This window comes from Hymenobacter sp. (assembly GCF_031398885.1).
Taxonomy (GTDB): Bacteria; Bacteroidota; Bacteroidia; order Cytophagales; family Hymenobacteraceae; genus Hymenobacter.
The window spans coordinates 25373-48985 of the sequence record NZ_JANNOD010000116.1; the positions used below are offsets into that span (position 1 = coordinate 25373).

Consider the following 23613-nt stretch of genomic DNA (forward strand, 5'->3'; position numbering starts at 1 on the left):
GCGGGAGAGGGGCCCGCCCCGCAGGGGTCTCGTGAGGTTGACGCCAGGTGGCGAAGCACACCAAAGAAAACGGCATCCACCTAAAAGTGAAAATTATACGTCACCGACGGAATTACCGGGAACAGCGACACCTGCTGGGCTTTGAAATCCACGATTTGCTCGTTGGCGTCGCGCACCGTATCAAAGAAGATGAAGTAGGCGTTGCGGCGGTTGTAGGCGTTGTACACGCTGAAGGTCAGGTCTGACTCGCTGAAGAGGCGGGTGGGTTTGAGCTTCCACACCAGGCCCAGGTCGAGGCGGTGGTAGGGGATGAGGCGGTAGGTGTTGCGGTCGGGGTACACGGGCACGGCCTGCGGCTCGGTACCGCCCACGTCCTGGTAGGCGAAGCGGCCCAGTGGTAGGGTGGTGGGCGCCCCGCTCGCGTACACGAAGCTGGCCGTCAGGCTCACCCGCTCCGTCAGGTTGTGGATGAGCACGGCCGTCAGGTTGTGGCGGCGGTCGTAGCTGGGGAAGTAGGCCTCGCCCCGGTTGATGCCCGTGGTGCCGCGCTGGGGCGGAAACCGGCGCGTGGTCCAGGCCAGGGTGTAGCCCAGCCAGCCGGTGGTGCGGCCGGTTTTCTTCTCCAGGTACAGCTCGTTGCCGTAGCTCTGGCCCCGGCCAAACAGGAACTCGCCGTCCAGCTCCTCGTTCACGAACAGCTGGGCGCCGTCCTTGAAGTCAATCTGGTTGGTGCCCCACTTGTAGTATGCCTCGTCAGTGAGCAGAAACTTGCCGCCGCCCAGCAAAAAGCTCACGCCCGTGCTCACCTGCTGCGAGCGTTGGGGCTTCACGCTCAGCCGCGAAGGGTACCAGATGTCGGTGGGCAGCGTGGCCCCGGAGTTGGTCACCAAATGCACGTACTGGTACATCAGGGCGTAGTTGAGCTTGAACGAGGTGCGGTCGTTGAGCGCGTAGCGGGCGGCGGCGCGGGGCTCCAGCCCGGCGTAGCGGTCGGTGCCGCTCTGGAAGCCCGACAGGCGCAGGCCCCCTTCGAGTTGGAGCTTGTCCGAAGCCTTGAAGTTGTCGGACACGTACAGGCCGGCTTCCTCGCCGCGGTAGCGCACGTCGGCCCCGAAGCTTATCCGGTTGTCCTCGGAGCCGGCCTGCAGGCGGCCCACGCCGAAGCGGTGCTGCGTGACCACGGCCCCCAGCTTGAGGCTGTGCCGGTCATTGGGCAGCCAGTCCAGGTCCACCCGCCCGGTGTAGTCGCGGATGGTCGAGCCCAGGTTGAAGCTGAACTGGTCGAGCTTGTTGCCGAGCTGGTACTGGTAGTCGGTCACCGACACCGACGTGTTGGCAATCAGCTTGGGGGTGAAGGTGTGCTGCCAGCGCACCACGCCCAGCGTATTGCCCCAGTTGAAATCGAAGTTGAAGCTGTTGGGGCTGGCAAACCCGAACACGTCGCGGCCCAGGTAGCCGGTGGCGAACACCTCGTCCTTGTCGCCGAGGCGGTAGCTGGCCTTGGCGTTGAGGTCGTAGAAAAAGTAGTCGGGGATGGGGTCGTAGTTCTCGTCGCCGGCATTGCGCTCGTTGATGGCCCGGGTGAACACGTCGAAGTAGGTCCGGCGCACCGACACGATGAACGAGCCCTTGGCCGGGGTCCCCCCGGCGGCCCGGCCCAGCGGCCCCTCCACCGTGAGGCGCGAAGAAATGAGGCCCATGCCGCCCGTAACCCCGATTTTCTCCCGCGAGCCGGCCCGCAGCTTCACGTCCACCACTGACGAGAGCCGCCCGCCAAACTGCGCCGGGAAGCCCGACTTGTAGAGGTCCACGCTTTGCACGGCGTCGGAGTTGAACACCGAAAACAGCCCGAACAAGTGGTTGGGGTTGTAGACCAGCGCGTTGTCGACCAGCACCAGGTTCTGGTCCGACGAGCCCCCGCGCACGAACAGGCCGCTGGTGCCCTCGCCGCCGTTCTGCACCCCCGGCTTCAGCTGCAGGGTTTTCAGAATGTCGACTTCTCCAAACAGCGCCGGCAGCAGCTTGGCCTCGCGGATGCTGAGGCTTTCCACGCCCATCTGGGTCGATTTCAGCTTTTGCTCCAGGGTCACGCTGCCTTCCACCACCACTTCGCCCAGCTCGTTGCCGTCGGCGTTCAGGCCGAAATTCAGGCGCTGGTCGCGGGTCAGGTTCACGTCCCGCGTCACGGACTGGTACCCGATGAAGCTGACCACGACCTGGTGCCGGCCGGCCGGCAGTTCCAGGGAAAACACGCCCTGCTCGTCGGCCGCCACGCCGGTGCTCAGGGCGGGCACGGCCACCGACGCGCCCGGCAGGGCCTCACCGGCCGCCGTGCGCACGGTGCCGCTCAGCGCGTAGCGCGGGCCTTGCGCCCGGCCCGGCAGCGTCAGGAGCGTGAGGAGGACACAAAGCAGACTCAGAGAGCGCGGCAGGAAGAGGACGGACATGAAGACTTAAAAAACAGGGTGACGAAAAAGAGCGGCATTTATTTTAATCCGCGGAAGAAGTTTGGGTTAAGGTTGCCGGGGAGTTTGGGCCGGGGCCGGGGCCAGGCGCTCGGCCGGCCGCCGCAGCAGCCAGCCGGCCAGCCCGAGCACCCACCCCGTCCAAACCGTGTTGGCTACCAGGTTCAGCTGCGCGAACGCGGGGGCGTTGGGTCCCCCGAAATGTTCGCCCACGCTCAGGGCTAAGGCCAGGGCCAGCCCCAGGCCCGCGGCGGCCAGGCCAGTGGCCAGCCGGCTGCGGCCCCGGCCTTGCCAGACCAGCCCGGCCAGGCAGCCGGTCCAGGCGGCCATGGCCAAAAAGCCCAGGTGCTCGCCTACCGTCAGCCCGGCGTAGCGGTTCAGCAGGTCGTAGAGCAACGCTACCGCGCGCCGCGTGGTATCCGTGCCGTCGGGGGCGGCGTATTGCGCGCTCAGCAGCGGCACGGCAAACACCCAGCGGCTAAAGCCCAGGCTTTGCAGCAGGGCCGTGGCCAGCCCCAGGCCCGCCAGCAGGCGGCTGCCCAGGGGCCGGGCCGGGCCCGCCGCCGGGGCCAGGGCCCGCCGCAGCGCGTAGCTTAGCGGCACGTAGAGCAGGGCGGAGAGCACAAAGACGTAGTAGGCCGGCACAATGAACCCTTGCGAGGCGCGAAACAGGGGTAGGGCCACGGCGGCCGGCTCCCGCAGCACGGCGGGAAAGTGAAAATGGTGGCTCAGCACCGCCACGGGCACCGTCACCAGCACCGCTTCGAGCACCAGCAGGGCGGCGGCCAGCCGCGGCCAGAAGCGGGGGCCCACGGCCGGGACGGGGCCGGCGGCCGGCTGGTCGGCCAGGGCCGGCCAGCGGGGAGATTCAAGTTCGAGCTGCATGACGAGCGGCCGGAAACGGGCTTAGAAGCCCAGAATCACGTTCACGCCCACCTGCCCGCTGCGGAAGGTCGTGTCGCCCAACCCGTCCACGGTGCCGGAGCGTGAGGCCGATTCGAACTCGGTTTCCAGGCCCAGGCTAAAGCCTTTCAGCGGCACGGTGTAGCCGATGCCGCCCATGAGCGAGGTGCCCAGCGCGTACTGGTGGCGGTAGAAATTGGCTTCTTCGTCGAACCGCTTGGTGGTCATTTGCCCGAAGCCAGCGCTGCCCCGCACGTAGAGGCCGCGGCCGAACTGGCGGCTGAGCACGTAGTACTTGGCGGCCAGGGCCAGGTTGTAGTAGTTGAAGATGTAGTCGTCGCCGAAGTCGCCGGCCACCGGGGCGCCGAACGAGCCGGAGATGCGCGCGCCCACGCCCAGCCCGCGCCAGGCGGTGGGCGCCACGTAGAAGCCGGCCAGGATGTTGTTGCCGGTGCCGGGCTTGGAACTGCCGCCCAGGGCCTGGTTGAGCTTGGCGCGGGTGTCGCCGAAGTACAGCGTCTTATTGACGCCCACCCCAATTTCGGCGTACACGGGGCGTTTGGATTCCGCCTTTTGGGCGGTGGCGGTGGCGGCGTGCCCCAGCAGGGCGGCGGCCAGGGCGGCGGAGAAAAGCAGGTTTTTCATGGTAAGTAGGAAGCCGGGTTGGTTGGTTAAAGCTTCAGGACAAAGGTCCCGTGGGGGCCCGGGCGAAAACGATGACTTCGGTTAAGAAAAGAGGCGTGCCGGCAGCCTTCGGCGGGGGCCGCGGGCGCAGCTCAAAAGGTGAGGATGCCGTTTACCCCCACTTGGCCGCTGCGGAACACCTGGCCGTCGCCCACCCCCGAAATCGTGCCGTTGCGGCTGCCCGACTCAAACTCCCCTTCGAGGCTGATGCTCTTCGTTTTCAGCGGAAAGGTCCAGCCCAGGCTGCCAGTGAGCACCGAGCCAATGGCGAACTGGTGCAGGTAGGTTTCGGCCGGGTCGTTGAGCTGGTGTTTGGTGGTGAGCTGGCCGGTGCCCACGGTGGCGCGGGCGTAGAGCCCCCGGTTGAATTCCCGGCTGAGGGGGTAGTACTTGGCGCTCAGGCCCAGGTTGTAGTAGTTGAAGAAGTACTCGCCGCCCTGGTCGTCGGTGGTGCCGCCCCCGCCGGAAAATTTCAGCCGGGGGCCGAGGCCGAAGCCCTTCCAGCGCTCCGGCGCCACGTAAAAGCCCAGCAGCAGGTTGCCGGCGATGCCGGGCTCGAAGTCGTTGGCCCGGATGGCCTGGCGCAGCTTGGTGCGGATGTCGCCGAAAAACAGCGTCTGGCCGGCGCCAAAGCCGATTTCGCCGTACACGCTCGGCTGGCGCTCGGTTTGGGCCTGCGCCGCGGGAACCAGGCCCAGCAGCGAAACAGCGGCCAGGGCCGCAGCGAAAACGGGGGTTTTCATGGGGGGTGGCGAAGCGGGGTTGGTGAGGAAACGCTTCCCAACAAAGGTCCCGCGCCCCTTCCAGCCGAAACGATGACTTCGGTTAAGAAAACCGACCCCACCCCGCGCCGCCCGCCGCTCAGCCCCGCCCCCGAATCCGGCTCAAACTCTCGGGCTTGATGCCCAGATAAGTGGCAATGAGCCGCTGCGACACCCGCTGCACCAGTTCCGGCCGGTCGCGCACCAGCTGCTCGTAGCGCTCAGTGGGCGTTTGGTTGAGCAGGGCGGCGCTGCGGGCCCGGCTGCCGCGGTAGGCCTGCTCGGCCATGAGCCGGCCGAACCGTTCGAACACCGGCCGCTCCTCGTACAGCCGGTACAGGTCGGGGCGGGCCAGCAGCCAGAGCCGCGTGGGCTCGATGGCCTCGACGCTGACGCCGGCGGGCTTCTGGTCCAGGAAGCTGTCGTAGTCGGCGTACCAGCTGCCCTCGAAGAAGAACTGCCCGGTGCGTTCCTCGCCGTCCACGCTGTAGAAGTAGCGCAACCCGCCGCTTTCCACGTAGGCCACCTGCCGGCAGACCTCTCCTTCGTGCAGCAGCAGCGCCTTTTTTTCCAGGGTCAGGGGCTGCAACGCCGCCGTGAAAGCCGCGTAATCTTCGTTGGTGAGCGGAATCAGTGCCTTTAGCTGGGCGTGCAGGGCTTCGGGAGGGGACGGGGAAAGGGGGCCGGACGGCATGGGGGGCATCACAAAAGGAAAACGAGCGTGCCGGCCAGTGCCGTGGCCGCGCACGAAGCTCCTAAAGTAAGCAATTACCCCATCAGCCGGCCCCGGCGTACGTTCGGCCGCGCCGCGCCGGTGGGGCGCGCTTCATGTTATTGAGCCGTTCCGTTGCGGCCGCCTATTTGAACAGCACGTCCACGACTTCCGGGTTGCCCTCGTACACGCGGACCGCCAGGATGCGGGGCCCGTCGAAGATAAACTCTACCACGCGGTCGTAAACGTAATCGTGGCCGTCGCGCGTGGCTTGCTCCTGCACCAGAAACACGGCCCGGGTTGGGCTGCTGAACGAGTCGTATTCCTGGGCCAGCCGGTACGTGCCCGCCGTGATTTCCATCATGCGGCCGAAGGCGCCGAAAAAGGCGTCGCCCCCCAGGTACACGCCGCTCAGCTGGTTGTTGCCGGCCAGGGTCAGCGTCACTTGGTCGGATAGAAATTCTCCCGCCGCGGCCACGTCGCCGGAATAAGCAGCGGCCTGGTATTGATGAACTAAAGCAATGAGGTTGTCCATGAAAAAAAGGTGTGGTAATGATTGATTAGAGGGTTTGCAGCGGGCAATATTAGAGGGGTTTCGGAATCGGTGTATGGCGCGGCTGGGCTAACCTCACGAGACCCCTGCGGGGCGGGCCCCTCTCCCGCGGAGAGGGGAGCCAGATGACCGGTACATCAACCCCGAAACCGCGCTAAAAAGGACCAAAACGTACACTTAGGCCCCGTCGCCAGCGGCCGGGGTCGGCGAGTTTCCGGCGGCCTTTTCTTGCGCGGATTCCTCCGAGCCGGTCTGCTCCAGGGCGGCCAGCCGGGCTTTGCCGTACGCGAGGCGGGTGATGCCCACGAACAGGACCGGCACCACGAAAATGGCCAGCAGCGTGGCCGTCAGCATCCCGGCCGCCACCGTCCAGCCGATGGTTTGGCGCGACACGGCCCCCGCGCCCGAGGCGAAGGCCAGTGGCAGCACCCCCAGGATAAAGGCCAGCGAGGTCATGACGATGGGCCGCAGGCGCAGGCGCACGGCCTGGATGGTGGCCTCGAGCAGGGGCATGCCCGCGTCGAGGCGCTCCTTGGCGTATTCCACGATGAGGATGGCGTTTTTGGCCGCCAGGCCAATCAGGGTTATCATCCCGATTTGGGCGTACACGTTGTTGGTGAGCTGCGGCAGCAGGGTCAGCGCCCCGATGGCCCCGAAAATTCCCAGCGGCACCGACAGCAGGATGGAAAAGGGCACCGACCAGCTCTCGTACAGCGCCGCCAGCACCAGGAACACCAGCCCGATGGCCAGCCCGAAGATGACGAGCGTGCTGTTGCCGGCGCTTTTTTCTTCGCGGCTCAAACCCGAAAACGAGTAGCCGTACTCGGCGGGCAGCACCTGGGCCGCCACCTCCTCCAGCGCCGTTAGCGCCTGGCCCGAGCTGTAACCGGGCTTGGCGTCGCCGTTGAATTCGGCGGCCCGGAACAGGTTGTAGTGGGAGATGAGCGGCGCGTTTTCCACCACCCGGGTGGTGAGCAGCGTGTTGAGCGGCACCGGCTGGCCGGCCTGGTTCAGCGCCGTGTAGCGGCCCAGCGCCCCGATGTCGGCCCGGAAGCCGGTGTCGGCCTGGGCCACCACCCGGAAATTGCGGCCGTAGCGGGTGAAGTCGTTCACGTAGGTGCTGCCCAGGTAGGTGGCCACGGTGCTGAACACGCCGGTGAGCGGCACGCCCATGCGCTTGGCCTTTTGCCGGTCCACTACCACCTGGTAGCCGGGGGTTTGAGCCGTGAAAAAGGTGTAGGCCGCCGCAATTTCCGGCCGCTGGTTGGCGGCGGCGGCGAACTGGTTGACGACGGCCTCGAAGGCTTTGATGTCGCTGGAGCTCTGGCGCTGCTCGAGTATGAAGCTGAAACCGCCGGTGTTGCCCAGGCCCGGAATGGCGGGCGGCGCCACCACCACGATGTTGGCCCCGACCACGGCCCCGAACTCCTGCTGCATCCGGGCAATCACGCCGGCCTGCTTGAGCGACTCTTCCTGCCGTTCTTCCCAGGGCTTGAGCTGCACGAAAAAAGTGCCGCTGCTGGACTTAAACGAAAAATTGAGGGCGTTGAGCCCGCCCACGCCGGCGTAGTTCTGAATGCCCGGCACCCGGTTGGCCAGCACGGTGCCCATGCGGGCCATCACCGCGCGGGTGCGGGCACTGGACGCGCCGGGGGGCAGCTCCACGGCCACGAACAGCAGCCCCTGGTCTTCGCCCGGAATGAAGCCCGTGGGCTTGGCCCGGAACAGGTAAAACGTGGCCCCGTACACGCCCACCAGCACCAGCAGCACCGCCGGCGTCACGCCAATGGCGCGGCGCACCCCGCGGGCGTAGGCCCCGGCGGTGCGCTCAAACCAGCGGTTGAAGGCGCCGAACAGCCGGCCGACCACGCCCGGCTGCGGGGGCACTTGGCCGTCGTGGCCGGGCGTGGGCTTGAGGAGCAGCGTGCACAGGGCCGGGGTGAGCGACAGCGCCACGAAGGCCGAAATGACCACCGAAATGGCAATGGTGATGGCAAACTGCTGGTAGAGCCGCCCCGTGATGCCGGGAATGAAGCCCACCGGTACGAACACCGCCGCCAGCACCAGGGCCACGGCGATGACCGGGGCCGTAATTTCCGCCATCGCCTTGCGGGTGGCCTCGCGCACCGTCAGCCGGCCCTCGTCCAGGGACTGCTGCACGGCCTCGACCACCACAATGGCGTCGTCGACCACGATGCCAATGGCCAGCACGAAGCCAAACAGGGTGAGGGTGTTGATGGTGAAGCCCAGGGGAAGGAAGGCCACGAACGTGCCCACGATGGCCACCGGAATGGCCAGCACCGGGATGAGCGTGGCCCGCCAGCTCTGCAAAAAGAGGAACACGACCCCCGTGACCAGCAGCAGGGCAATGACCAGCGTCTCAATCACCTCGGCAATGGAAACCCGCACCACCGACACCGTCTCAAAGGGCACCGAATAGGCCACGTCGGGCGGGAAGCTTTTTTTCAACTCGTCCAGGGTCGCGTAGATGCCGTCGGCGGTGTCCAGGGCGTTGGAGCCGGGCGTCTGGTTGACGAGCAGAATGGTGGCCGGCTGCCCGTTCACGGTGGAAAGGCGGGCGTAGTCGAACTGCCCCAGCTCCAGCCGGGCCACGTCTTTGAGGTACACCACCGAGCCGTCCTCGGGCCGGGTGCGCACCACGATGTCGCCGAACTCCGCGGTTTCGCTCAGCCGCCCGTTCAGAAACACCGTGTACTCGAAGGCCTGGGAGCCGAACTGTGGGGTGGCGCCCACGGCCCCGGCCGCCACCTGTACGTTCTGCTCGCGCAGGGCGTCGGTGACTTGCGCGGCGCTCAGGCCCAGCTGGGCCAGCCGGTCGGGCCGCAACCACACCCGCATCGAGAAGTCCTGGCCGATGCTGGTCACGTCGCCCACGCCCGGCACCCGCAGCAGGGCGTCGCGCAGGTTGATGCTAGCGTAGTTGTCCAGGAAGCGGATGTCGTGGCTTTTCTTGGGCGAGTATAGGGCCAGGACCATCAGCACCGAGGAGTTGCGCTTCTTCACCGTCAGGCCCAGGCGCTTCACCTCGTCGGGCAGCGCGGGCGTGGCCACGCTCACCCGGTTCTGCACGTCAAGGGTGGCAATGTCGAGGTTGGTGCCCACTTCAAAGGTGACGTCGGTGGTCATGCGCCCGTCGTTGGTGGCGTTGGACTTGAGGTAGGCCATGCCCGGGGCGCCGTTAATCTGGCTTTCGATGGGCGTCACCACGGTTTGCTCCACGGTCTGGGCGTCGGCCCCGGTGAAGGCGCCGGCCACCTGCACCACCGGGGGCGTAATGTCGGGGTACTGGCTGATGGGCAGGTTGAGCAGGGCCACCGTGCCCATGAGCACGATGGCCACGGACACCACGATGGCCGTCACGGGCCGGTTGATAAAGACGTCGGAAATCATGCGTCGAAAAAGAAAAGAAGTGGGTTAGCGCCGCGGCGCGGCGCGGCCGGCCGCTGCCGCGTCCGGGGCCGTGGGGCGCACCACGACCCCGTCGCGCAGGTTCTGCACGCCGTCGCGCACGATGGTTTCTTCGCCCCGCAGCCCCTGGCGCACCACCACCGCCTCGCCCACGCGGGTGCCCAGGCGCACGGCCCGCCGGGCCACCCGGTTGCTGTCGCCTAGCACGTACACGTAGTACTCGCCCATCTGCTCGGTCACGGCCCGGAAGGGCACGGTGAGCTGGGGCCCGGTGTCGGCGTTGCGCACGCGCAGGGTGCCGGTCAGGCCGGGCCGCAGCTGCTGGCGGGGGTTGGCGAAGGCCACGCGGGCCCGCACCGTGCCGGTTTGCGCGTCGGCCGTGCGGTCGAGCACCGCCAGGCGTCCGGGCCGCGGGTACGCCTCCCCATCGGGCAGCACCAGCGTAAACACCGAGTCGCGGGCCGGGGGGGGCGTGCGAAGCAGTTCGCTCAGCCGGGGCAGCAGGGCGGCGTTCAGGGCCACTTCCACCGCCACCGGGTCGTCGGCCGACAGCGTGTTGAGCAGCGTGGCCCCCTGGGTGACCAGGGCGCCGCGCCGCACCTGCGAGAAGCCCACCGTGCCGGCAAACGGGGCCGTGAGCACGGCGCGCTGCACGTCGGTGCGCGCCGTGGTGAGCACCGCCCGGGCCGCCGCCACCTGCGAGGCCGCGTTGGCCAGGTCGGCGCGGGCGTAGTCCACGCGCTGGCGGGCCACGGCGTTGCGCTCGGCCAGGCGGTTGTAGCGCTCGGCGTCCTGGGCGGCCTTGGCGTGGTTGGTTTGGGCCACCTGCAGCTGCGACTGGGCCTGGCTCAGGCCGGCCTGGTAGCGGGTGGCGTCCACCTCGTAGAGGCGCTGGCCCCGGCGCACGCGCTGGCCGTCGCGCACGAAAATGCCGGTGACGTAGCCGCTGACTTCGGCCCGCAATTCCACTTCCTCCAGGGCCACCACCGTGCCTTCGTAGGCATCGTAAGCCACCACGGGGGCCCGGGCCACGCGCTGCACCACCACGGCCGCGGGCGGTGGGGCCGGCGGACCGGCGGCGGGACCCGTGGCCGGCCCGCCGCAGCCAGTCAGCAGAACTGCTCCGAGGCCCAGACGTTGAATCTTCGCAAGTAAAAAAGTAGGCACGACGGGTGGAGGTTAGAGGGTGAAGGAAATGCTGCCCAGCGCGCGCTGCACGTCGAGCTTGGCGGCCAGCACTTCGTAGAGGGAGTTGTAGTAGTTGAGCTGGGCCTGGCGCAGGTCGTCCTCGGCCACGATGACTTCGAGGTAGGCCTTGATGCCCTCGTCGTACTGCAGCTTGAGGATGCCGTAGGTGTCGCGGGCGTCGGCCACGTTGGCGCGCTGCAGCTCCAGGTCGTTGAGGGCGCTTTTGTAGGTGCCCAGGGCCAACTCGTACTCGGTGCTAATCTGGCCGCGGGTGTTTTGCAGGTCGAGCGCGAGGCGGTCCTGCTGCAGGCCGGCGAGCTTGCGGTTTTGCTGGCGCCGAAAGCCGGTGAACAGCGGCAGGGCCAGGTCAAGGCCGAGCTGCGAGGTGGGAAACGCCCGGCTGTAGAGGTCGCCCAGCCGCTCGTTCTGGTACACGCCCACGTAGTTCACGAAGCCCGAGAGCCGGGGCAGGAAGGCCAGGCGGTAGTAGTCCACGGTGAGCCGTTGCAGGCGCTGCCGGGTCTGGAGCTGCTGCACCTCGATGCGCTGCTCGTAGCGCAGCTGCTCGGTGGTGTCGAGCCGGGTTTCGGCGGCCAGCTGCAGGGTGTCGTAGGTCAGGGCCAGCGGGTTTTCCGGGGGCACGCCCATCAGCTGTTTGAGGGCCGCGTACTTGCCTTTCAGCGACTCGGCCGCGGCTCGGCGGGCGGAGTAGGCGTTGCGCACCGACACGGCGGCCCGCTTGTAGTCGGTGGCGTCCACCAGGCCCACGTCGAACTGCGCCCTAGTGTCCTGCTGCTGCTTTTCCTGGCGCCGGATGGCCTCGTCCAGCACCTTGAGCTGCTCGCCGGTGAGCAGGATGTTGTAAAATGCCTTGCTCACGTTCACCACGGCCTCGATGCGCCGGGCGGTGGTGTTCTGGCTGTTTTGCCGCCGCACGTCGCGCACGGAACGGGCCGCCAGCAGCACGTCGTTGCTGAACAGCACCTGGTCGGCCTGCAAGCCCAGATTGGACGTGTTTTTCAGGCCGATGCGGATGACCTGGGCCGGCGCGCTCAGGTCGGTAAAGTTGGGCAGCACGGCCACCGGCAGCTTGAAATTGCGGCGGTACGCGCCCGTGCCCTGCACCTGCGGCATCCAATCCGCGAGGGCCACGCGCAGGGTGCGCTCCCCAATCTGCTCGTCGAGCACGGCCTGCTGCACGAGCGGCTGGTTGCGCAGGGCGTAGTCCACGCACTGCCCCAGGGTGAGCTTCGCCGGCGGGGGGGCAGCCTGGGCCGGGGCCACGGCGGGCCGCAAGATTAGCGCGGCGAACAGCCAGCAGAGAGAGAGAGAGACGAGGTAGGATGAGCAGCACGGCGCGGTTAGGAAACGGTGAGGGGAAAAGCGGGCAGGGCCGTGGCTTCGAGCTGGTGCGCCCGGCAGTCCAGCGTCACGGCCAGCGCCAGCCAGCGCAGTACCTGGGCCGTCTGCGGAATTGGAATGCCTTCCGTCACGGCCGCCAGTTGCGGCACGCTGAGGCCCGCCTGATGCAGCTGCCGGGCCATTTTGGAGAGTTGGGTGAGCGGGACGCCGCGCTCCGCCAGCCAGGCCGGCAGGCGGTCGTCGGGTTCGGGCAGCGGGTCCGGCGCCGGCCCAAACGGGTGCTGCGCCAGGGCCGGGCCGGCCGGCGCGGGCAGCAATTCGCCCAGCAGCTGCTGGGTCAAGGTTTGAAGGCGGCGCAGGTCGCGCAGCAGGGGGCGGAGCGCGGCTTCCTGGTCGGCCCGTCGCACTTCGGCCAGGCGGCCTTGCATGTTAGTTAGCACCCGCCGGCGCACGTCCGGGAAGGCGCTGAACAACACCCAGAACAGGTCGGCGCTCAGCGCCAGCACCCGCGTGGGTTGGGTGGCCACGGCGCTGGCCAGGTGCCGCCCGCCGGCCAGCAGCGGCACCTCGCCGCCGCTCTCGCCCGGCCCAAACGAGCCGATGACCACGCGCTCCGTCTTGCGCTGCCGGAACAGTTCTACCCGGCCACTCAGAAACAGGTAAAAGCTGTCCGGCTCGTCGCCCTGCCTGAAGAGCAATTCACCCTCGGCTAGCGTGCGCACTTCCCCGCGCACGTAGCCGGCAATGCGGGTCGCGTCCAGGTCGGCCAAAATATCGATGCGTTGCAGTTCCGTAACCAGCGCGTTCATGGGTTGGTAAGTAGAAGGTTGACGGCCGGCCGTAGTCGCCCGGGAATGGAGTGTTTGTCAGCGCCGGCCGTGCAGCGGCGCGGCGGGCGCGGGCGGCACCGGTCGTCGTCAGGGCGTGTGGCTGGTGGCCTGGGCGTAGCGGTCCGCCACCACGCGCCAGTTTACTACCTGCCAAAATGCGGTCACGTATTCGGCCCGGCGGCTCTGGTACTGCAGGTAGTAGGCATGCTCGTACACGTCCAGCCCAAGCAGGGGCGTGCCCTGTTCGGCGGGTGGCACGGCCTCGTCGCCCATGAGCGGGTTGTCTTGCCAGAGGGTGACCGTGATGGCTAATTGGCCGCGGGCGTCGGCCATCAGCCATATCCAGCCGGCTTCATAACGCGTCAGCATAACTTCCCGAAACTGCTCCTGGAAAGCCGCCAGCCCGCCAAAGGCCGCCTGCAGGGCGGCTGCTAGCGGCCCTCTCGGAGTTCCACCCTGGCCGGTGGGGGCCAGGCACTCCCAGAACAGCGTGTGGTTGAAATGCGCGCCGGCGTTGTAGCGGACGGTCAGGCCAAAGCGGCCCGGGGCGCGCAGGAGTTCGCGTAAAGTGAGTTCGTTGGCTTCAGGATGGCCGGCCAGGGCGCGGTTGAGGTTATTGACATAGGCCTGGTGGTGCTTCTCGTGGTGAATGGTCATGGTCAGCCGGTCGATGGCCGGCTCCAGGGCGTGGGCGGCATAAGGCAGGGGCGGCAACTCGAAGGGCGCAACCTGAGCCAGCAGGTACAAGGGCAGGTTCATGGCGGCAACCGGTTGAAAGGGGGGAAGACTGCTTTGCGTGGGGGCAGCCGGGGGGCTTAAGTGGGCTTCAAGGCCCGCTGGGTGGGGGCCCGCGCGGCAAAGCCCACCAAGTCGCGCACGCTGTGGATGCCGGCGACTTCCACGTCGGGAATGCTGAAATTGAACCGGTCTTCCACGGCCAAAATCACTTCCAGCACCTCCAGCGAATCCAGCCCCAGGTCCGGGCCTAGGCCGGCCGCCGGGCTAACTTGAGCGGCCGTTAGCTGGCCCTGCACGCGAGCCACAATGCCGGCAATGCATAATTCAAGTTCCGAGTCAGTCATGGCGGAGCGGTGCGCCGACAAGGTTAGACGGCGAGCAGCACCCAGGCATATCCTGAATGGTGCCACAACGCGAATGGGCGCTCGGTTGCCCCATTTAGTGCCCCAAGACCCAGCAAATCAGGTTTGGCCGCTTTTACCCGGGAAGCGGGGAACTGCCCAGATTCCGGGATTTCGGAGTTGCCGCGGACGGGTCCCCAAATCCCGGAGCCCGCACTGGGTGGCGAGTGGGGAATTGTTGGTCTGAATCTGGGTAGTTGATAACCGTGGGTAGCCCGCAATCCCGCCCGCGTGATTGTTCTAAATAGCCTCTCGTCCGCTCCCTGCGGCCAGCGGCGCGCTAGACGGAGGCAACTCGGTCCCAGGGTACCTCCGATATATCGGTGGACTCGATACCTAGCTCCGATATATCAGGTTTTCTGCTGCTTTGTGCCTACCTTATGCTCCTCTCACCTGCTGCAAAATCGGTAATTTACTAAACATGAAAAAGCCTTCGTCCTCCGGCACTTCCACTTCGGCGCCGCCAAAAGCTTTAGGTAAGGAGCAAGCAACCCTCATTGGCCTGAGCCAGGTCATTGCCACGGTGCGCGACAAGCACGACCTGCTGCGCCTGCTGGTGAACAACCTCCGGCCCGTGCTGGGCTTTTATGACTGCGGCCTGTTCGTAGTAGACCCCGACGGACAGTACCACAGCGACTGGACCGTGCTGCTGCCCGAAGTGGACCCCTCGGCCGCCAACGTGGCGTTGCAGGCGGCCGGCCTGGGCCGACACCCGCATCCGGGCTCTATCATCGAAGCCAACATGCAGCGGGCAGCCGAAGGGGCTTTTATTATGGATTTCCGGCAGGAATACGAGCGGCATCCGACGTACCCATTTTTCCCCTTTGCCCTTGCCCATGGCTTTCGCGAGGCGCTGGTCGCCCTGCTCCAGGTGGGCGGCAAGCCAATCGGCGTGTTTTACGCCAACACTAAAAAAACCTCGTTTTTCAAGGCCACGCAGCTTCCTTTTTTTCAAGCCACTGCCGACCAAATAGCCGTGGCGGTGGCCAACATCCTGGCCAACGAGGAAATCCTGGCGCGGGAGCAGGAGAAAACGCAGCTGCTGGCCATCAGCGAGGCCATCGCCACCGTGCGGGGCAAAGAAGATTTGCTGCGGGTCATCATCGCCACCATCAAGCCGTTGCTCCCGTTCCACGACTGCGGCATTCTCATCGTTGACAAGGACCGGCAGCGATTCTACGATTTGGCGACCATTCATCCGCAGATTGACGGCTCGCCGGCCAATCAGCACTTGGCAGATGCCGGCTTTTACCGCACGGGGGGCTTGCCATACTCAGGCTCCTCCATGGAATGGCTGGTTGCCCAATTGGCCGCGACGAATGGCCCCCTGCTCTTTGATTTTCAAGCCGACCACAGCGCATTTACCGACGCGGAGCTGCTGCGCACGATAAAGGAACTCGGTCACGCGGAAGGATTGGCCGCGCTGCTCAAATCGGGAGGGGAGGTCTGCGGGTGTTTCATGGTGAACGCCATGCAGAGGGGCCAATTCAAGCCGGAACAATCCGCCTTGTTTCAAAACATCACCGACCAACTTTCCGTGGCCGTGGCCAACATCCTGGCCAATGAGGAAATCCTGGCCCGCGAAGAAGAGAAAACCAAGCTGCTGGAAATAACGGAGCTGATTGCCCAGGTTAAGGCCACTGACGACCTGCTGCGCCTCATCGTGGACAAGATTAAGCCGCTGTTTCGCTTTCACGACTGCGGCTTGTTCGTGGTGAGCGCCGACGGGCAAACCCACACCGACTTGGCGGCCGTGCTGCCCGACGTGAGCCCGAGCGCGTGGAACACGGCCATCGCCGCCGTATCAACCAATATTCCCCATTCTGGCTCCCTGGTGGAGTGGATGATGGCGACCATGGCCGACGCCAACAAACCCGTGCTTTTCGATTTTCAGGAGTTGGTGGCCCGGTTTCCCGACTACCCGCAGCTGGCCGGCACGGGCCTGTTGGAAATGGGCTACCGCGACTGCCTGGCGGTCAACCTCACGGTGCGCGGCCAGCTCCTGGGCTTCTTCTGCATCAATGCCCTGCAAAAAGACTACTTTCAGTCGGCTACGTTTCCCCTATTCCGAGCCATTGGGCACGCTGTCTCCATCGCCGTGGGGAACATCCTGGCCCATGAGGAAATTGTGGCGCGGGAGCGGGAGAAGGCCACGCTGCTCGAAATCACGGAAGAGTTGAGCCGCAGCACCCACCGCCGCGACGTATTGCAGGTGGTGTACGACCACCTGCGGCGGTTGCTGCCCTTCGACGGCTCGGGACTGTTCGTGGTCAACGAGGCCGCCGATTTTCACCAGTTGCTCATTCACTCCGACCAAGCGGGGGGCGACCCTACTTATCCCATTGGCACGGCGGCGGCTATGCCCTACCGTGGGTCGGCCGCCGAGTGGATGGCCCAGCGCGTGGCCGCCACCCCGCTCGCCGAGCTGATGCGCCGTTTTCCCGACCACCCGCACTACCCGGACCTGCAAGCCGCCGGCATCGTGGTGCTCCTGCACGGGCCCCTGACCAGCAACGGCCGCGTCATCGGGATGTTCTGCCTCAACGCCCGCCTTGCCAATACCTACACCCAGGAACATACCCGGCTGTTCCGGCACGTCACCGACCAGCTTTCGGTGGCGGTGGCCAATATTTTGGCCAATGAGGAATTGGTGGAGCAGACCCGGGAGATGGAGCTGCTCCTGAGCTTGAGCGAAGACATGGCCACCATCCGGGACCGGGAGGACTTGTGGCGGGTGATGACGGCGAAAATAAAACCGCTGATTCCTTTCGACGACGCTGTGGTGGCGTTATACACCGAGGGTGGAAAATGCTGTAATCACATGCTCACTGTGTCGCCGGCCGAGCGGGTCGGCAACGCGAATTATGCCAAGGTGGTCAATCAGAATGTTCCCATCGCCGGCACGCCGTACGAGTATTTCTTAACCAAGCCCAAGCACCACCTTTTTCCCATTGAGGAATTGGTGCCGGATTATGGTGACTCCCCCGGGGTGATGCTGATGCTGGAAACGGACCTGCGCTACACCTGGCACGTCAAGCTGAACTGGGCGGGGAAGACCATCGGGTTTGTGCATTTTCACTTCGCGCGGCAGGAGTCCGTCAACCACGTGCAGCACAGCTTGGTGAATTCCATTGCCGACCAGTTGGCCGTCGCCGCGGCCAACATCTTGGCCAACGAAGAAATTGTGGCGCGGGAAAAGGAAAAAGCCGAGCTGCTGGCCATCAGCGAGCAGCTGGCCACCATCCGCGACGAGCAGCAGCTGTTCGCCATGCTGTTTGAGCGCCTGGGGCCCGCCCTGCGCTTCGACGACGCGGTGCTCGCCCTCTACGACGAGGCGGGGGAACAGGTCTGCTACCTGCATCACGCCGAAGTGGCCGCGCTGGACCGCCAGCAGTCCGCCGCCTACCGCCAGCTGATGGGCCAGCCCCAGCCCGTGGCGGGCACGCCCTTCGCCGAATTTGCCGCCTACCCCGCGCCCCGCGTGGTGCCGCTGGCCGAAATGCAGGCGCGGTACCCCGCGTATCCCGGTGTGCGGGTAATGGAGGACTTTGGCCTGCGGGAGTCGGCCGTGCTGCCGCTGCGCTACGGCGGCCAGCTGCTGGGCGTGCTGCTGTTTCACTACCGGGAACCCGGCCAGTTCCGGGAAAGCCACATTCCGTTTTGCCGCAACCTCACCGACCAGGTGGCCGTGGCGCTGGCCAACATCCGGGCCACCAACGCGCTGGCCGGGCAGGCGCGCGAGAAGGCCCTGCAGGTGGCCGTGACCGAGGCCCTGCACCGCACCAACACCTGGGACAGCCGCCTGCTGGCCGTGGTCCGCACCCTGCAGGACTTCGTGCCCTTCGATTTCGCGGCCGTGGGGGTGCACCCGGCCCCGGTTCAGGGGGGCGTCTGCAACTTTCGCCGCGTGGGCTTCGACGAGTACCAAGTGCTGGACGCCGAGGCGCTGGCCCGCATCGGCGGCCTGCCCCTGGACAAACTCCAAGCCCTGCGCCGAGCGGCCCTGGAGCAGAACGCCCCCGGCCCGGCCCGGCGCCTGCTGGGCGCCGAGTACGTGGCCTTCAACCGCCAGCACCCGTTTCAGGCCCTGATAAGTCGGGCCTTCGCCCTGGAGAGCAAGCTCAAGGCCGTGGTGCCGCTGGCCCGGGGCTATTTTCTGTTCAGCTTTTCCAGCCGGCAACCCGACGTGTACACCGCCGCCCACGAGCGCCTGCTAGACAGCCTGACCGGCGTGTTCGCCGACACGGTGGAGAAGCTGCTGGCCTTCGACGAGATTGAGTTGCTCACCGAGCGCCTGGAGCTGGAGAAGGAGTATTTGGAGGAAGAAATTCAGAGCACCTACGACTTCACCGGCATCGTGGGCAAGGCGGCCACGCTGCAGGAGGCCTTCGAGCAGGCCAGCCGGGTGGCCGCCACCGACGCCACGGTGCTGCTGCTGGGCGAGACGGGCACCGGCAAGGAGCTGTTTGCCCGCGCCCTGCACCACGCCTCGCCCCGGCGCAACAAGCTCATGGTGAAGTTGAACTGCGCCGCCCTGCCCGCCCAGCTAGTCGAGAGCGAGCTATTTGGCCATGAGAAAGGTGCTTTCACGGGGGCGTTGGAACGCCGCATCGGCAAGTTTGAGCTGGCCGACGGTGGCACGCTGTTCCTCGACGAGGTGGGGGAGCTGCCGCTGGAAGTGCAGCCCAAGCTGCTGCGGGCGCTGCAGGAGCGGGAGTTCGAGCGGCTGGGCTCCAACAAAACCATCCGGGTGAACGTGCGCCTGGTGGCGGCCACCAACCGCAACCTGGAGGAGGAAGTGGCCGAGGGCCGCTTCCGGGCCGATTTTTACTACCGCCTGCACGTCTTTCCCCTGGTGCTGCCGCCGCTGCGCGAGCGCGACGGCGACGTGGACCTGCTGGTGCGCTACTTCCTGCAGAAGTTCGGGGCCCGCTACGGCCGGCCGGGGCGGACCTTCTCGGCCGAAGCCCTGCGCCAGATGCGGGCCTACGGCTGGCCCGGCAACGTGCGCGAGCTGGAACACTTGGTGGAGCAAGCCCTGCTCAGCAACCGCCCCACCGACCGGGAGCTCGGCCTGCCCCGGGCCCTGGCCCAGGCCGTGCGCCTGGCCCCGGCGTCGGCGGAAGCCCCCGTGCAAACCTGGCAAGACGCTGAGCGCGCCAACATCCTGGCGGCCCTGCGCCAGGCCGGGGGCCGGGTGCGCGGCCCCGGCGGCGCGGCCGAGCTGCTGTCCATCAACGCCAACACGCTCGACTCCCGCATCGCCAAGCTGGGCATCGTCAAGGCCTACAGCGCGCTGAATAATTAGACTGCTCAGCGCTTTGAATTTAACTCCATTACCTCGCTAAGACAGGCTGCGGGTATTATTTGCAAGCTGAAAAATTCGTTTGTAAACAGTCACTACCAACAAACTCTGGCAAGCCGCCAGCCTCACAATGGGGGGCTGGCGGCTTGCCAGAGTGACGTAGATTAGAGTAATCGAATAAGCTGAGTTAGCCTTAAGCTCAAGACTCTCACGGTAGCTTCAGCTACTCCCATTTTTTGATGGAAGTAACTGAACTCTAATCAGGCCTGTTGCTGCAATGCCGCGCTTTGCTGGCTCAGGGGCGCCGGCTGGCGCTCCGCCGGGCCCGCTTGCAGGAGTCCGTCCAGGGAGTAGCGGCCGCTGCCGTTGGCAATCAGGGCCAGCGCCAGGCCCAGCAGGAGCAGGAAGTACTCGTAGCCCTCGCCCTTCTGGGCGCCGAACCAGTTCATAAAGAAGCCGTGCTCCAGGTGCGAAGTGAAGACGATGCCCCCCACCAGCACGGCCAGCGCCGCCGCCCACAGGCGGCTGGCCCAGCCCAGAATCAGGCTCAGAGAGCCGAAGAACTCGATGATAATCACCAGTAAGCCCACCAGCCAGGGCAGGTGCATGGTGCCGGTGAAAAAATTCATGGTGCCGCCGAAGCCGAAGCCCCCGAACCAGCCGAGCAGCTTCTGGGCGCCGTGGGGCCACATCACCCCGCCCAGCGCGAGGCGGATTATCAGGCCCGTCCAGTCGGGGCGGGCGGCAAAAAGTTGAGTAAGCATGGGAAAGTGAAATAAAAGGGTTGGGAAGCGGCGGCGCTCAGCTGCCGTAGAAAAACTGCTCACGGATGATGAGGCCGTCCTGCCAGTGCTGCACCGACGCCTGCGTGTAGTTGCGTACGCCCCAGTCTTGATGCGTGTGGTCGTAGTGCCAGACCACGGTGCTCGCATCGTCGCCCACGGCCACGGCCTGCACCGCCGCCCCGCGGAACTCGGTGACGGCGTTGAAGAAGGCTATTTCGCGCTGGCGGTTGGCGTCTTTGCCCACGGTGGGGGCCTGCTCGTTTTCCTGCATCACCACGTCGGGGTGGTAGTAGCGCTCGAACGCCTCCAGGGCTTTGCCGTCGAGCACGAGGGCGTTGAGGTCTTCGATTTCTTCTCTTACATCTTGCATGGGTTTCGGGGTTGATTGGTACGGCAAATTTCTGCCGACCCCGCCCCGGCTTCCCATGAAGCAGTTCAAAAAAAGAGCTTAATCCAGTGCAAGTTGACGCCTCACAGCGAGGCCAGCACCTGCTTGCGCACCTTGCTCAAAAACTCGGGGGTGATGCCCAGGTAGGAGGCGATGTGCCGTTGGGGCAAGCGCTGTTCCAGCTGCGGGTACTTCAGCCGAAAGGCGCGGTAGCGGGCCTCGGCCGGCGCGCTGATGCCGGCCAGAATGCGCGCCTGCTGCGCCACGAAGGCATTTTGCAGCATTAGCCGGAAGTAGCGTTCGAGCTTGGGCACCCGCGCGTACAGGCTTTCCAGCGTGGGGTGGTCGAACTGCAGCAGCTCGCAGTCTTCCAGCGCCTCCACGTCGAGGGTGGCCGGGGCCTGGGTCAGAAAGCTGGCCAGGTCGGCAATCCACCAGCTTTCGACGGCAAACAGCACGTTGTGCTCAAAGCCGTTGGCGTCGGTGTAGTACGCCCGCAGGCAGCCCCGCACCACGAAGCTTTCGTAGAGGCACACGTCGCCGGCCTGCACCACGAACTGCCGGCGGCGCAGCCGGCGCGGGCGCACCGCGGCCGTGATGGCGGCGGCCTCGTCGGGGGTCAGGTCCAGGTACCGCGCCAGGCTCTGGAGCAGTGGCACAACGGAAATGGAGCCGTCAGAGGTTGTCATAACGCTTACGTAAACTCCTGAGCTGCAACGTTGACTCACGCATTTGCTCTGTGCCTGGCAGTTATTGGGAGTTGGGCTTGGCTCGGAGCGGCGTATCCGAAAGCAGGAATGATATCAAGAGAACGTCCCGCGGAGCGCAGTCGAAGCCTATTTCCCGCTTCATTGTAATAGTGCGGACGAAGCAAGGGCGAGGCTTCGACTGCGCTCCGCGGGACGGTCACCTTGATTTTTCGGTAGGGTCTTGGTCAACATTCCGCCAATCAGCTAAAAGCGCAATGTTAGGCGGGGGGCAAAGAAGGTGATGTCGCGCCCCGCGTCGGATTCGCGCAGGAACTGGCCGGCGGCAAAATAGGTCAGGAAGCCCTCGAAGGCCACGAAGTCGTTGAGGGCCCATTCTACCTCCAGGGTGTACTGGTAGCCGATGTGCCGCGACTGGGTTTCGTTGCCGGGGCGGGCCAGCACGTAGGGCGCCGTGTAGAGCGCGTCGGCGCGGCGGTGCCGCCAGAAGAAGTCGGCGTCCACGCTCACCCGCAGGGCGGGAAAGGGGCGCACGCCCACCAGCGGGTGCACGTCGACGAGGTTGGCGGGGCCGATAATGGCAATCTGGCTGAAGTAGGCGCCCTTGGGAAACAGCGGGTTGAAAGTTTGCAGGTGGTTATCGCCGGCGCGCTGGTCGCCGCTGATGATTTCGGCCTTCAAGTCCACAAACGGCCGCCAGCGAGGCCCACCCGTCCAGGCATAGCCCACATTAGCCGAGGCGGTGTAAGCCCGGATGCGCCGCTCGCCCAATTCGCCGAACTGATACACGCCCTCCAGGTTGTAGGCAAACGGGCCGCCGCCGCTCCACAGCCGGGTGCCCACCGAATGCCGGCGCTCGTCGCCCGCTCCTTCCTGGAATCGGGCCCGCTCGTTGCGCAGCCCGAGGTAGTACACGTCGAGGCTGGCGCGGGGCAGGGCCGGCAGCCGGTGCACGCTGTAAAAGCCCCAGAAGGCGCGCGTGGCATCGGCGTTATCGTCGAAGGGGCCGCGGTTGGTTTGCACGGGCCGGCTCAGAAATACGTCTACCTGGTGGGCCGGCAGCTGGTAGAAGGCCTTGACAGCGTCGAAGCTCTGGCGCACGTTGGGCCCCTCGCGCACCGATACCAGCCGGGAAGAGCCGTAAGCCAACTCTTGCCGGCCCACCCGCAGGGTGAGGGCCTGGTCGGGGGCGGTGGGCAGGGCCACGTCGAAAAAGGCCTGGTGCAGGTCCAGCCGGTCTTCGTCGGGGGGCTCCGGGCCCCCGGCCTTGCCCGGGGCAAGGCCGCTTTTGAGCTGCCCGAACACCCGCACGTGCGGTCCCAGGTGCAGGTCAGCGTGCAGCATGTAGCGCTGGAGCAGGTAGCCGCTGTTGTCTTCTGGACCCTCGCCCCAGTTGTTGTTGTTCACCAACTCGTACTGCTGCCGGATTTCGCCCCCGACGGACAGGTAGGCGCTGCGCTGGGCAGTAAGCGGGATAAACTTGAGCCTCTCCCAGGTTGTGCGGGTGGGAAATAGCGAGTCGGCGGCCAGGTAAGCGTAGTTTTCGCGGTAGCGCACCAGGTTGAAATCCGGGGCTCGGTGCTGCGCCCCAGCCGGCGCCCGCCCCGTTCCCAGCAGGAGCGCACCCACCAACAAGAAGCGAAAAGTTTTCATAAGTCCGGGGGCGGTTTCTGGGTAGTGACCAGCGAAAGTGACGCTTCGGCCGGCGCCTCAGCCAGCAGCCGCGCCACGTCGAGCAGCAGGCGGTCGGTTTCGGCGGGAACAAGTCCATCGTAGAGTCCGCGCAGGTAGCCGCGTCCATCTACCAGGGCCAGGGTGCCGCCGTGTGCCAGGCGGCCAGGCAGGTCACCCCCACTTTCCGCGACGGTGGCGTAGGCGCGGGCCAGTTGAAAAATCGTGTCGCGCGGCGCCATGACGAAGTGCCACGGCTGCCCTTCGCGCACCCCGAGCCGGGCGGCGTAGGCCCGCAGCACCGGCAGGGAATCGTGCGCAGGGTCGATGGTGTGTGAGAGCAGGGCCACCCGGCTATCGTGCCGGTAGCGCTGAAACACCCGCTGCAGTTGGCTTTGCATCCGGGGGCAGATGTTGGGGCATGTAGCAAAGAAGAAATCCGCCACGTACACCCGGCCCGCCAGTGAAGCCCGGGTGACGGGCTGCCCGTACTGATTTTGCAGGGCAAAAGACGGAATTTGGGCCACTACCGTATCGGGGGCCCGGCCGGGCCGGGGCTGCACGAGGCGCTCCCCGAGGTAGGGCAAACGGGGCATCGACTTGGTTTCGCCGGCGGGGCCGCTGCACCCGCCCAGCCAAAGCCCGGTTACGCCAGCGAGCAGCACCGTCTTGATGAATCGGTCGCCTTGGCGGCTGGCTACCGCCCGTCCACGATTGGATGGCTTGTTCAT

18 protein-coding genes are annotated in these 23613 nt (G+C 66.0%); 1 reads left to right on the forward strand and 17 read right to left on the reverse strand.

The window, feature by feature from the left end; genetic code table 11:
- Positions 1-80: 80 nt before the first annotated feature.
- From RMO51_RS20750 to RMO51_RS20805, 12 genes are all read right to left on the reverse strand, one after another.
- Positions 81-2447 (reverse strand): TonB-dependent receptor, encoded by a 2367-nt coding sequence (locus RMO51_RS20750; protein ID WP_310397895.1) that lies wholly within the window; start codon positions 2445-2447, stop codon positions 81-83.
- 66 nt (positions 2448-2513) lie between these two features.
- Positions 2514-3350, reverse strand: coding sequence for a DUF4386 family protein (locus RMO51_RS20755; RefSeq protein WP_310397896.1), 837 nt, complete (start codon positions 3348-3350; stop codon positions 2514-2516).
- A 21-nt stretch (positions 3351-3371) separates the two neighbouring features.
- Positions 3372-4013, reverse strand: a complete 642-nt coding sequence (locus tag RMO51_RS20760) for a hypothetical protein (protein ID WP_310397897.1) — start codon at positions 4011-4013, stop codon at positions 3372-3374.
- 131 nt (positions 4014-4144) lie between these two features.
- Positions 4145-4795 (reverse strand): hypothetical protein, encoded by a 651-nt coding sequence (locus RMO51_RS20765; RefSeq protein ID WP_310397899.1) that lies wholly within the window; start codon positions 4793-4795, stop codon positions 4145-4147.
- Between the two features lie 118 nt (positions 4796-4913).
- Positions 4914-5507, reverse strand: a complete 594-nt coding sequence (locus tag RMO51_RS20770; protein WP_310397900.1) for a Crp/Fnr family transcriptional regulator — start codon at positions 5505-5507, stop codon at positions 4914-4916.
- A gap of 163 nt (positions 5508-5670) precedes the next feature.
- A complete protein-coding gene (locus tag RMO51_RS20775; RefSeq protein WP_310397901.1) occupies positions 5671-6060 on the reverse strand; it encodes a hypothetical protein in 390 nt (129 codons plus the stop codon).
- Positions 6061-6255: 195 nt separating this feature from the next.
- Positions 6256-9489, reverse strand: coding sequence for a multidrug efflux RND transporter permease subunit (locus tag RMO51_RS20780; RefSeq protein ID WP_310397902.1), 3234 nt, complete (start codon positions 9487-9489; stop codon positions 6256-6258).
- Positions 9490-9513: 24 nt separating this feature from the next.
- The gene (locus RMO51_RS20785; protein ID WP_310397903.1) at positions 9514-10674 is read right to left on the reverse strand and encodes an efflux RND transporter periplasmic adaptor subunit; all 1161 of its coding nucleotides are present in this window, start codon (positions 10672-10674) and stop codon (positions 9514-9516) included.
- Positions 10675-10686: 12 nt separating this feature from the next.
- Positions 10687-11991, reverse strand: a complete 1305-nt coding sequence (locus RMO51_RS20790; RefSeq protein WP_310397904.1) for a TolC family protein — start codon at positions 11989-11991, stop codon at positions 10687-10689.
- Positions 11992-12056: 65 nt separating this feature from the next.
- Positions 12057-12866: a cyclic nucleotide-binding domain-containing protein gene (locus tag RMO51_RS20795; RefSeq protein ID WP_310397905.1), complete on the reverse strand. Its 810-nt coding sequence runs from the start codon at positions 12864-12866 to the stop codon at positions 12057-12059.
- A 108-nt stretch (positions 12867-12974) separates the two neighbouring features.
- Positions 12975-13646 (reverse strand): superoxide dismutase, encoded by a 672-nt coding sequence (locus RMO51_RS20800; RefSeq protein WP_310397906.1) that lies wholly within the window; start codon positions 13644-13646, stop codon positions 12975-12977.
- Between the two features lie 56 nt (positions 13647-13702).
- Positions 13703-13969, reverse strand: coding sequence for an acyl carrier protein (locus RMO51_RS20805; RefSeq protein ID WP_310397907.1), 267 nt, complete (start codon positions 13967-13969; stop codon positions 13703-13705).
- Between the two features lie 478 nt (positions 13970-14447).
- Here RMO51_RS20805 and RMO51_RS20810 point away from each other — a divergent pair, with 478 nt between their 5' ends.
- The gene (locus RMO51_RS20810; RefSeq protein WP_310397908.1) at positions 14448-19334 is read left to right on the forward strand and encodes a sigma 54-interacting transcriptional regulator; all 4887 of its coding nucleotides are present in this window, start codon (positions 14448-14450) and stop codon (positions 19332-19334) included.
- A gap of 257 nt (positions 19335-19591) precedes the next feature.
- On the opposite strand, the gene RMO51_RS20815 is transcribed toward RMO51_RS20810, so the two are convergent.
- The 5 genes from RMO51_RS20815 to RMO51_RS20835 all read right to left on the reverse strand — a co-directional run bounded on the left by RMO51_RS20815 (position 19592) and on the right by RMO51_RS20835 (position 23613).
- Positions 19592-20095 (reverse strand): DoxX family protein, encoded by a 504-nt coding sequence (locus RMO51_RS20815; protein ID WP_310397909.1) that lies wholly within the window; start codon positions 20093-20095, stop codon positions 19592-19594.
- A 37-nt stretch (positions 20096-20132) separates the two neighbouring features.
- Positions 20133-20486 carry a nuclear transport factor 2 family protein gene (locus RMO51_RS20820; protein ID WP_310397910.1) on the reverse strand — a complete coding sequence of 118 codons (354 nt, stop codon included), beginning with the start codon at positions 20484-20486 and terminating at the stop codon, positions 20133-20135.
- Positions 20487-20587: 101 nt separating this feature from the next.
- Positions 20588-21193 carry a Crp/Fnr family transcriptional regulator gene (locus RMO51_RS20825; RefSeq protein ID WP_310397911.1) on the reverse strand — a complete coding sequence of 202 codons (606 nt, stop codon included), beginning with the start codon at positions 21191-21193 and terminating at the stop codon, positions 20588-20590.
- 264 nt (positions 21194-21457) lie between these two features.
- Positions 21458-22864, reverse strand: a complete 1407-nt coding sequence (locus RMO51_RS20830; protein WP_310397912.1) for an alginate export family protein — start codon at positions 22862-22864, stop codon at positions 21458-21460.
- A complete protein-coding gene (locus tag RMO51_RS20835; protein ID WP_310397913.1) occupies positions 22861-23613 on the reverse strand; it encodes an SCO family protein in 753 nt (250 codons plus the stop codon). The genes RMO51_RS20830 and RMO51_RS20835 overlap by 4 nt, the downstream gene beginning before the upstream one ends.

Excerpts from the sequence above, each read along its gene's own strand:
- RMO51_RS20770 (WP_310397900.1), bottom strand. The coding sequence starts at position 5,507 with ATGCCGTCCGGCCCCCTTTCCCCGTCCCCTCCCGAAGCCCTGCACGCC.
- RMO51_RS20800 (WP_310397906.1), bottom strand. The coding sequence starts at position 13,646 with ATGAACCTGCCCTTGTACCTGCTGGCTCAGGTTGCGCCCTTCGAGTTG.
- RMO51_RS20835 (WP_310397913.1), bottom strand. The coding sequence starts at position 23,613 with ATGAACAAGCCATCCAATCGTGGACGGGCGGTAGCCAGCCGCCAAGGC.
- RMO51_RS20820 (WP_310397910.1), bottom strand. The coding sequence starts at position 20,486 with ATGCAAGATGTAAGAGAAGAAATCGAAGACCTCAACGCCCTCGTGCTC.
- RMO51_RS20805 (WP_310397907.1), bottom strand. The coding sequence starts at position 13,969 with ATGACTGACTCGGAACTTGAATTATGCATTGCCGGCATTGTGGCTCGC.
- RMO51_RS20750 (WP_310397895.1), bottom strand. The coding sequence starts at position 2,447 with ATGTCCGTCCTCTTCCTGCCGCGCTCTCTGAGTCTGCTTTGTGTCCTC.
- RMO51_RS20825 (WP_310397911.1), bottom strand. The coding sequence starts at position 21,193 with ATGACAACCTCTGACGGCTCCATTTCCGTTGTGCCACTGCTCCAGAGC.
- RMO51_RS20780 (WP_310397902.1), bottom strand. The coding sequence starts at position 9,489 with ATGATTTCCGACGTCTTTATCAACCGGCCCGTGACGGCCATCGTGGTG.
- RMO51_RS20810 (WP_310397908.1), top strand. The coding sequence starts at position 14,448 with ATGAAAAAGCCTTCGTCCTCCGGCACTTCCACTTCGGCGCCGCCAAAA.
- RMO51_RS20760 (WP_310397897.1), bottom strand. The coding sequence starts at position 4,013 with ATGAAAAACCTGCTTTTCTCCGCCGCCCTGGCCGCCGCCCTGCTGGGG.
- RMO51_RS20765 (WP_310397899.1), bottom strand. The coding sequence starts at position 4,795 with ATGAAAACCCCCGTTTTCGCTGCGGCCCTGGCCGCTGTTTCGCTGCTG.
- RMO51_RS20815 (WP_310397909.1), bottom strand. The coding sequence starts at position 20,095 with ATGCTTACTCAACTTTTTGCCGCCCGCCCCGACTGGACGGGCCTGATA.
- RMO51_RS20775 (WP_310397901.1), bottom strand. The coding sequence starts at position 6,060 with ATGGACAACCTCATTGCTTTAGTTCATCAATACCAGGCCGCTGCTTAT.
- RMO51_RS20795 (WP_310397905.1), bottom strand. The coding sequence starts at position 12,866 with ATGAACGCGCTGGTTACGGAACTGCAACGCATCGATATTTTGGCCGAC.
- RMO51_RS20830 (WP_310397912.1), bottom strand. The coding sequence starts at position 22,864 with ATGAAAACTTTTCGCTTCTTGTTGGTGGGTGCGCTCCTGCTGGGAACG.
- RMO51_RS20755 (WP_310397896.1), bottom strand. The coding sequence starts at position 3,350 with ATGCAGCTCGAACTTGAATCTCCCCGCTGGCCGGCCCTGGCCGACCAG.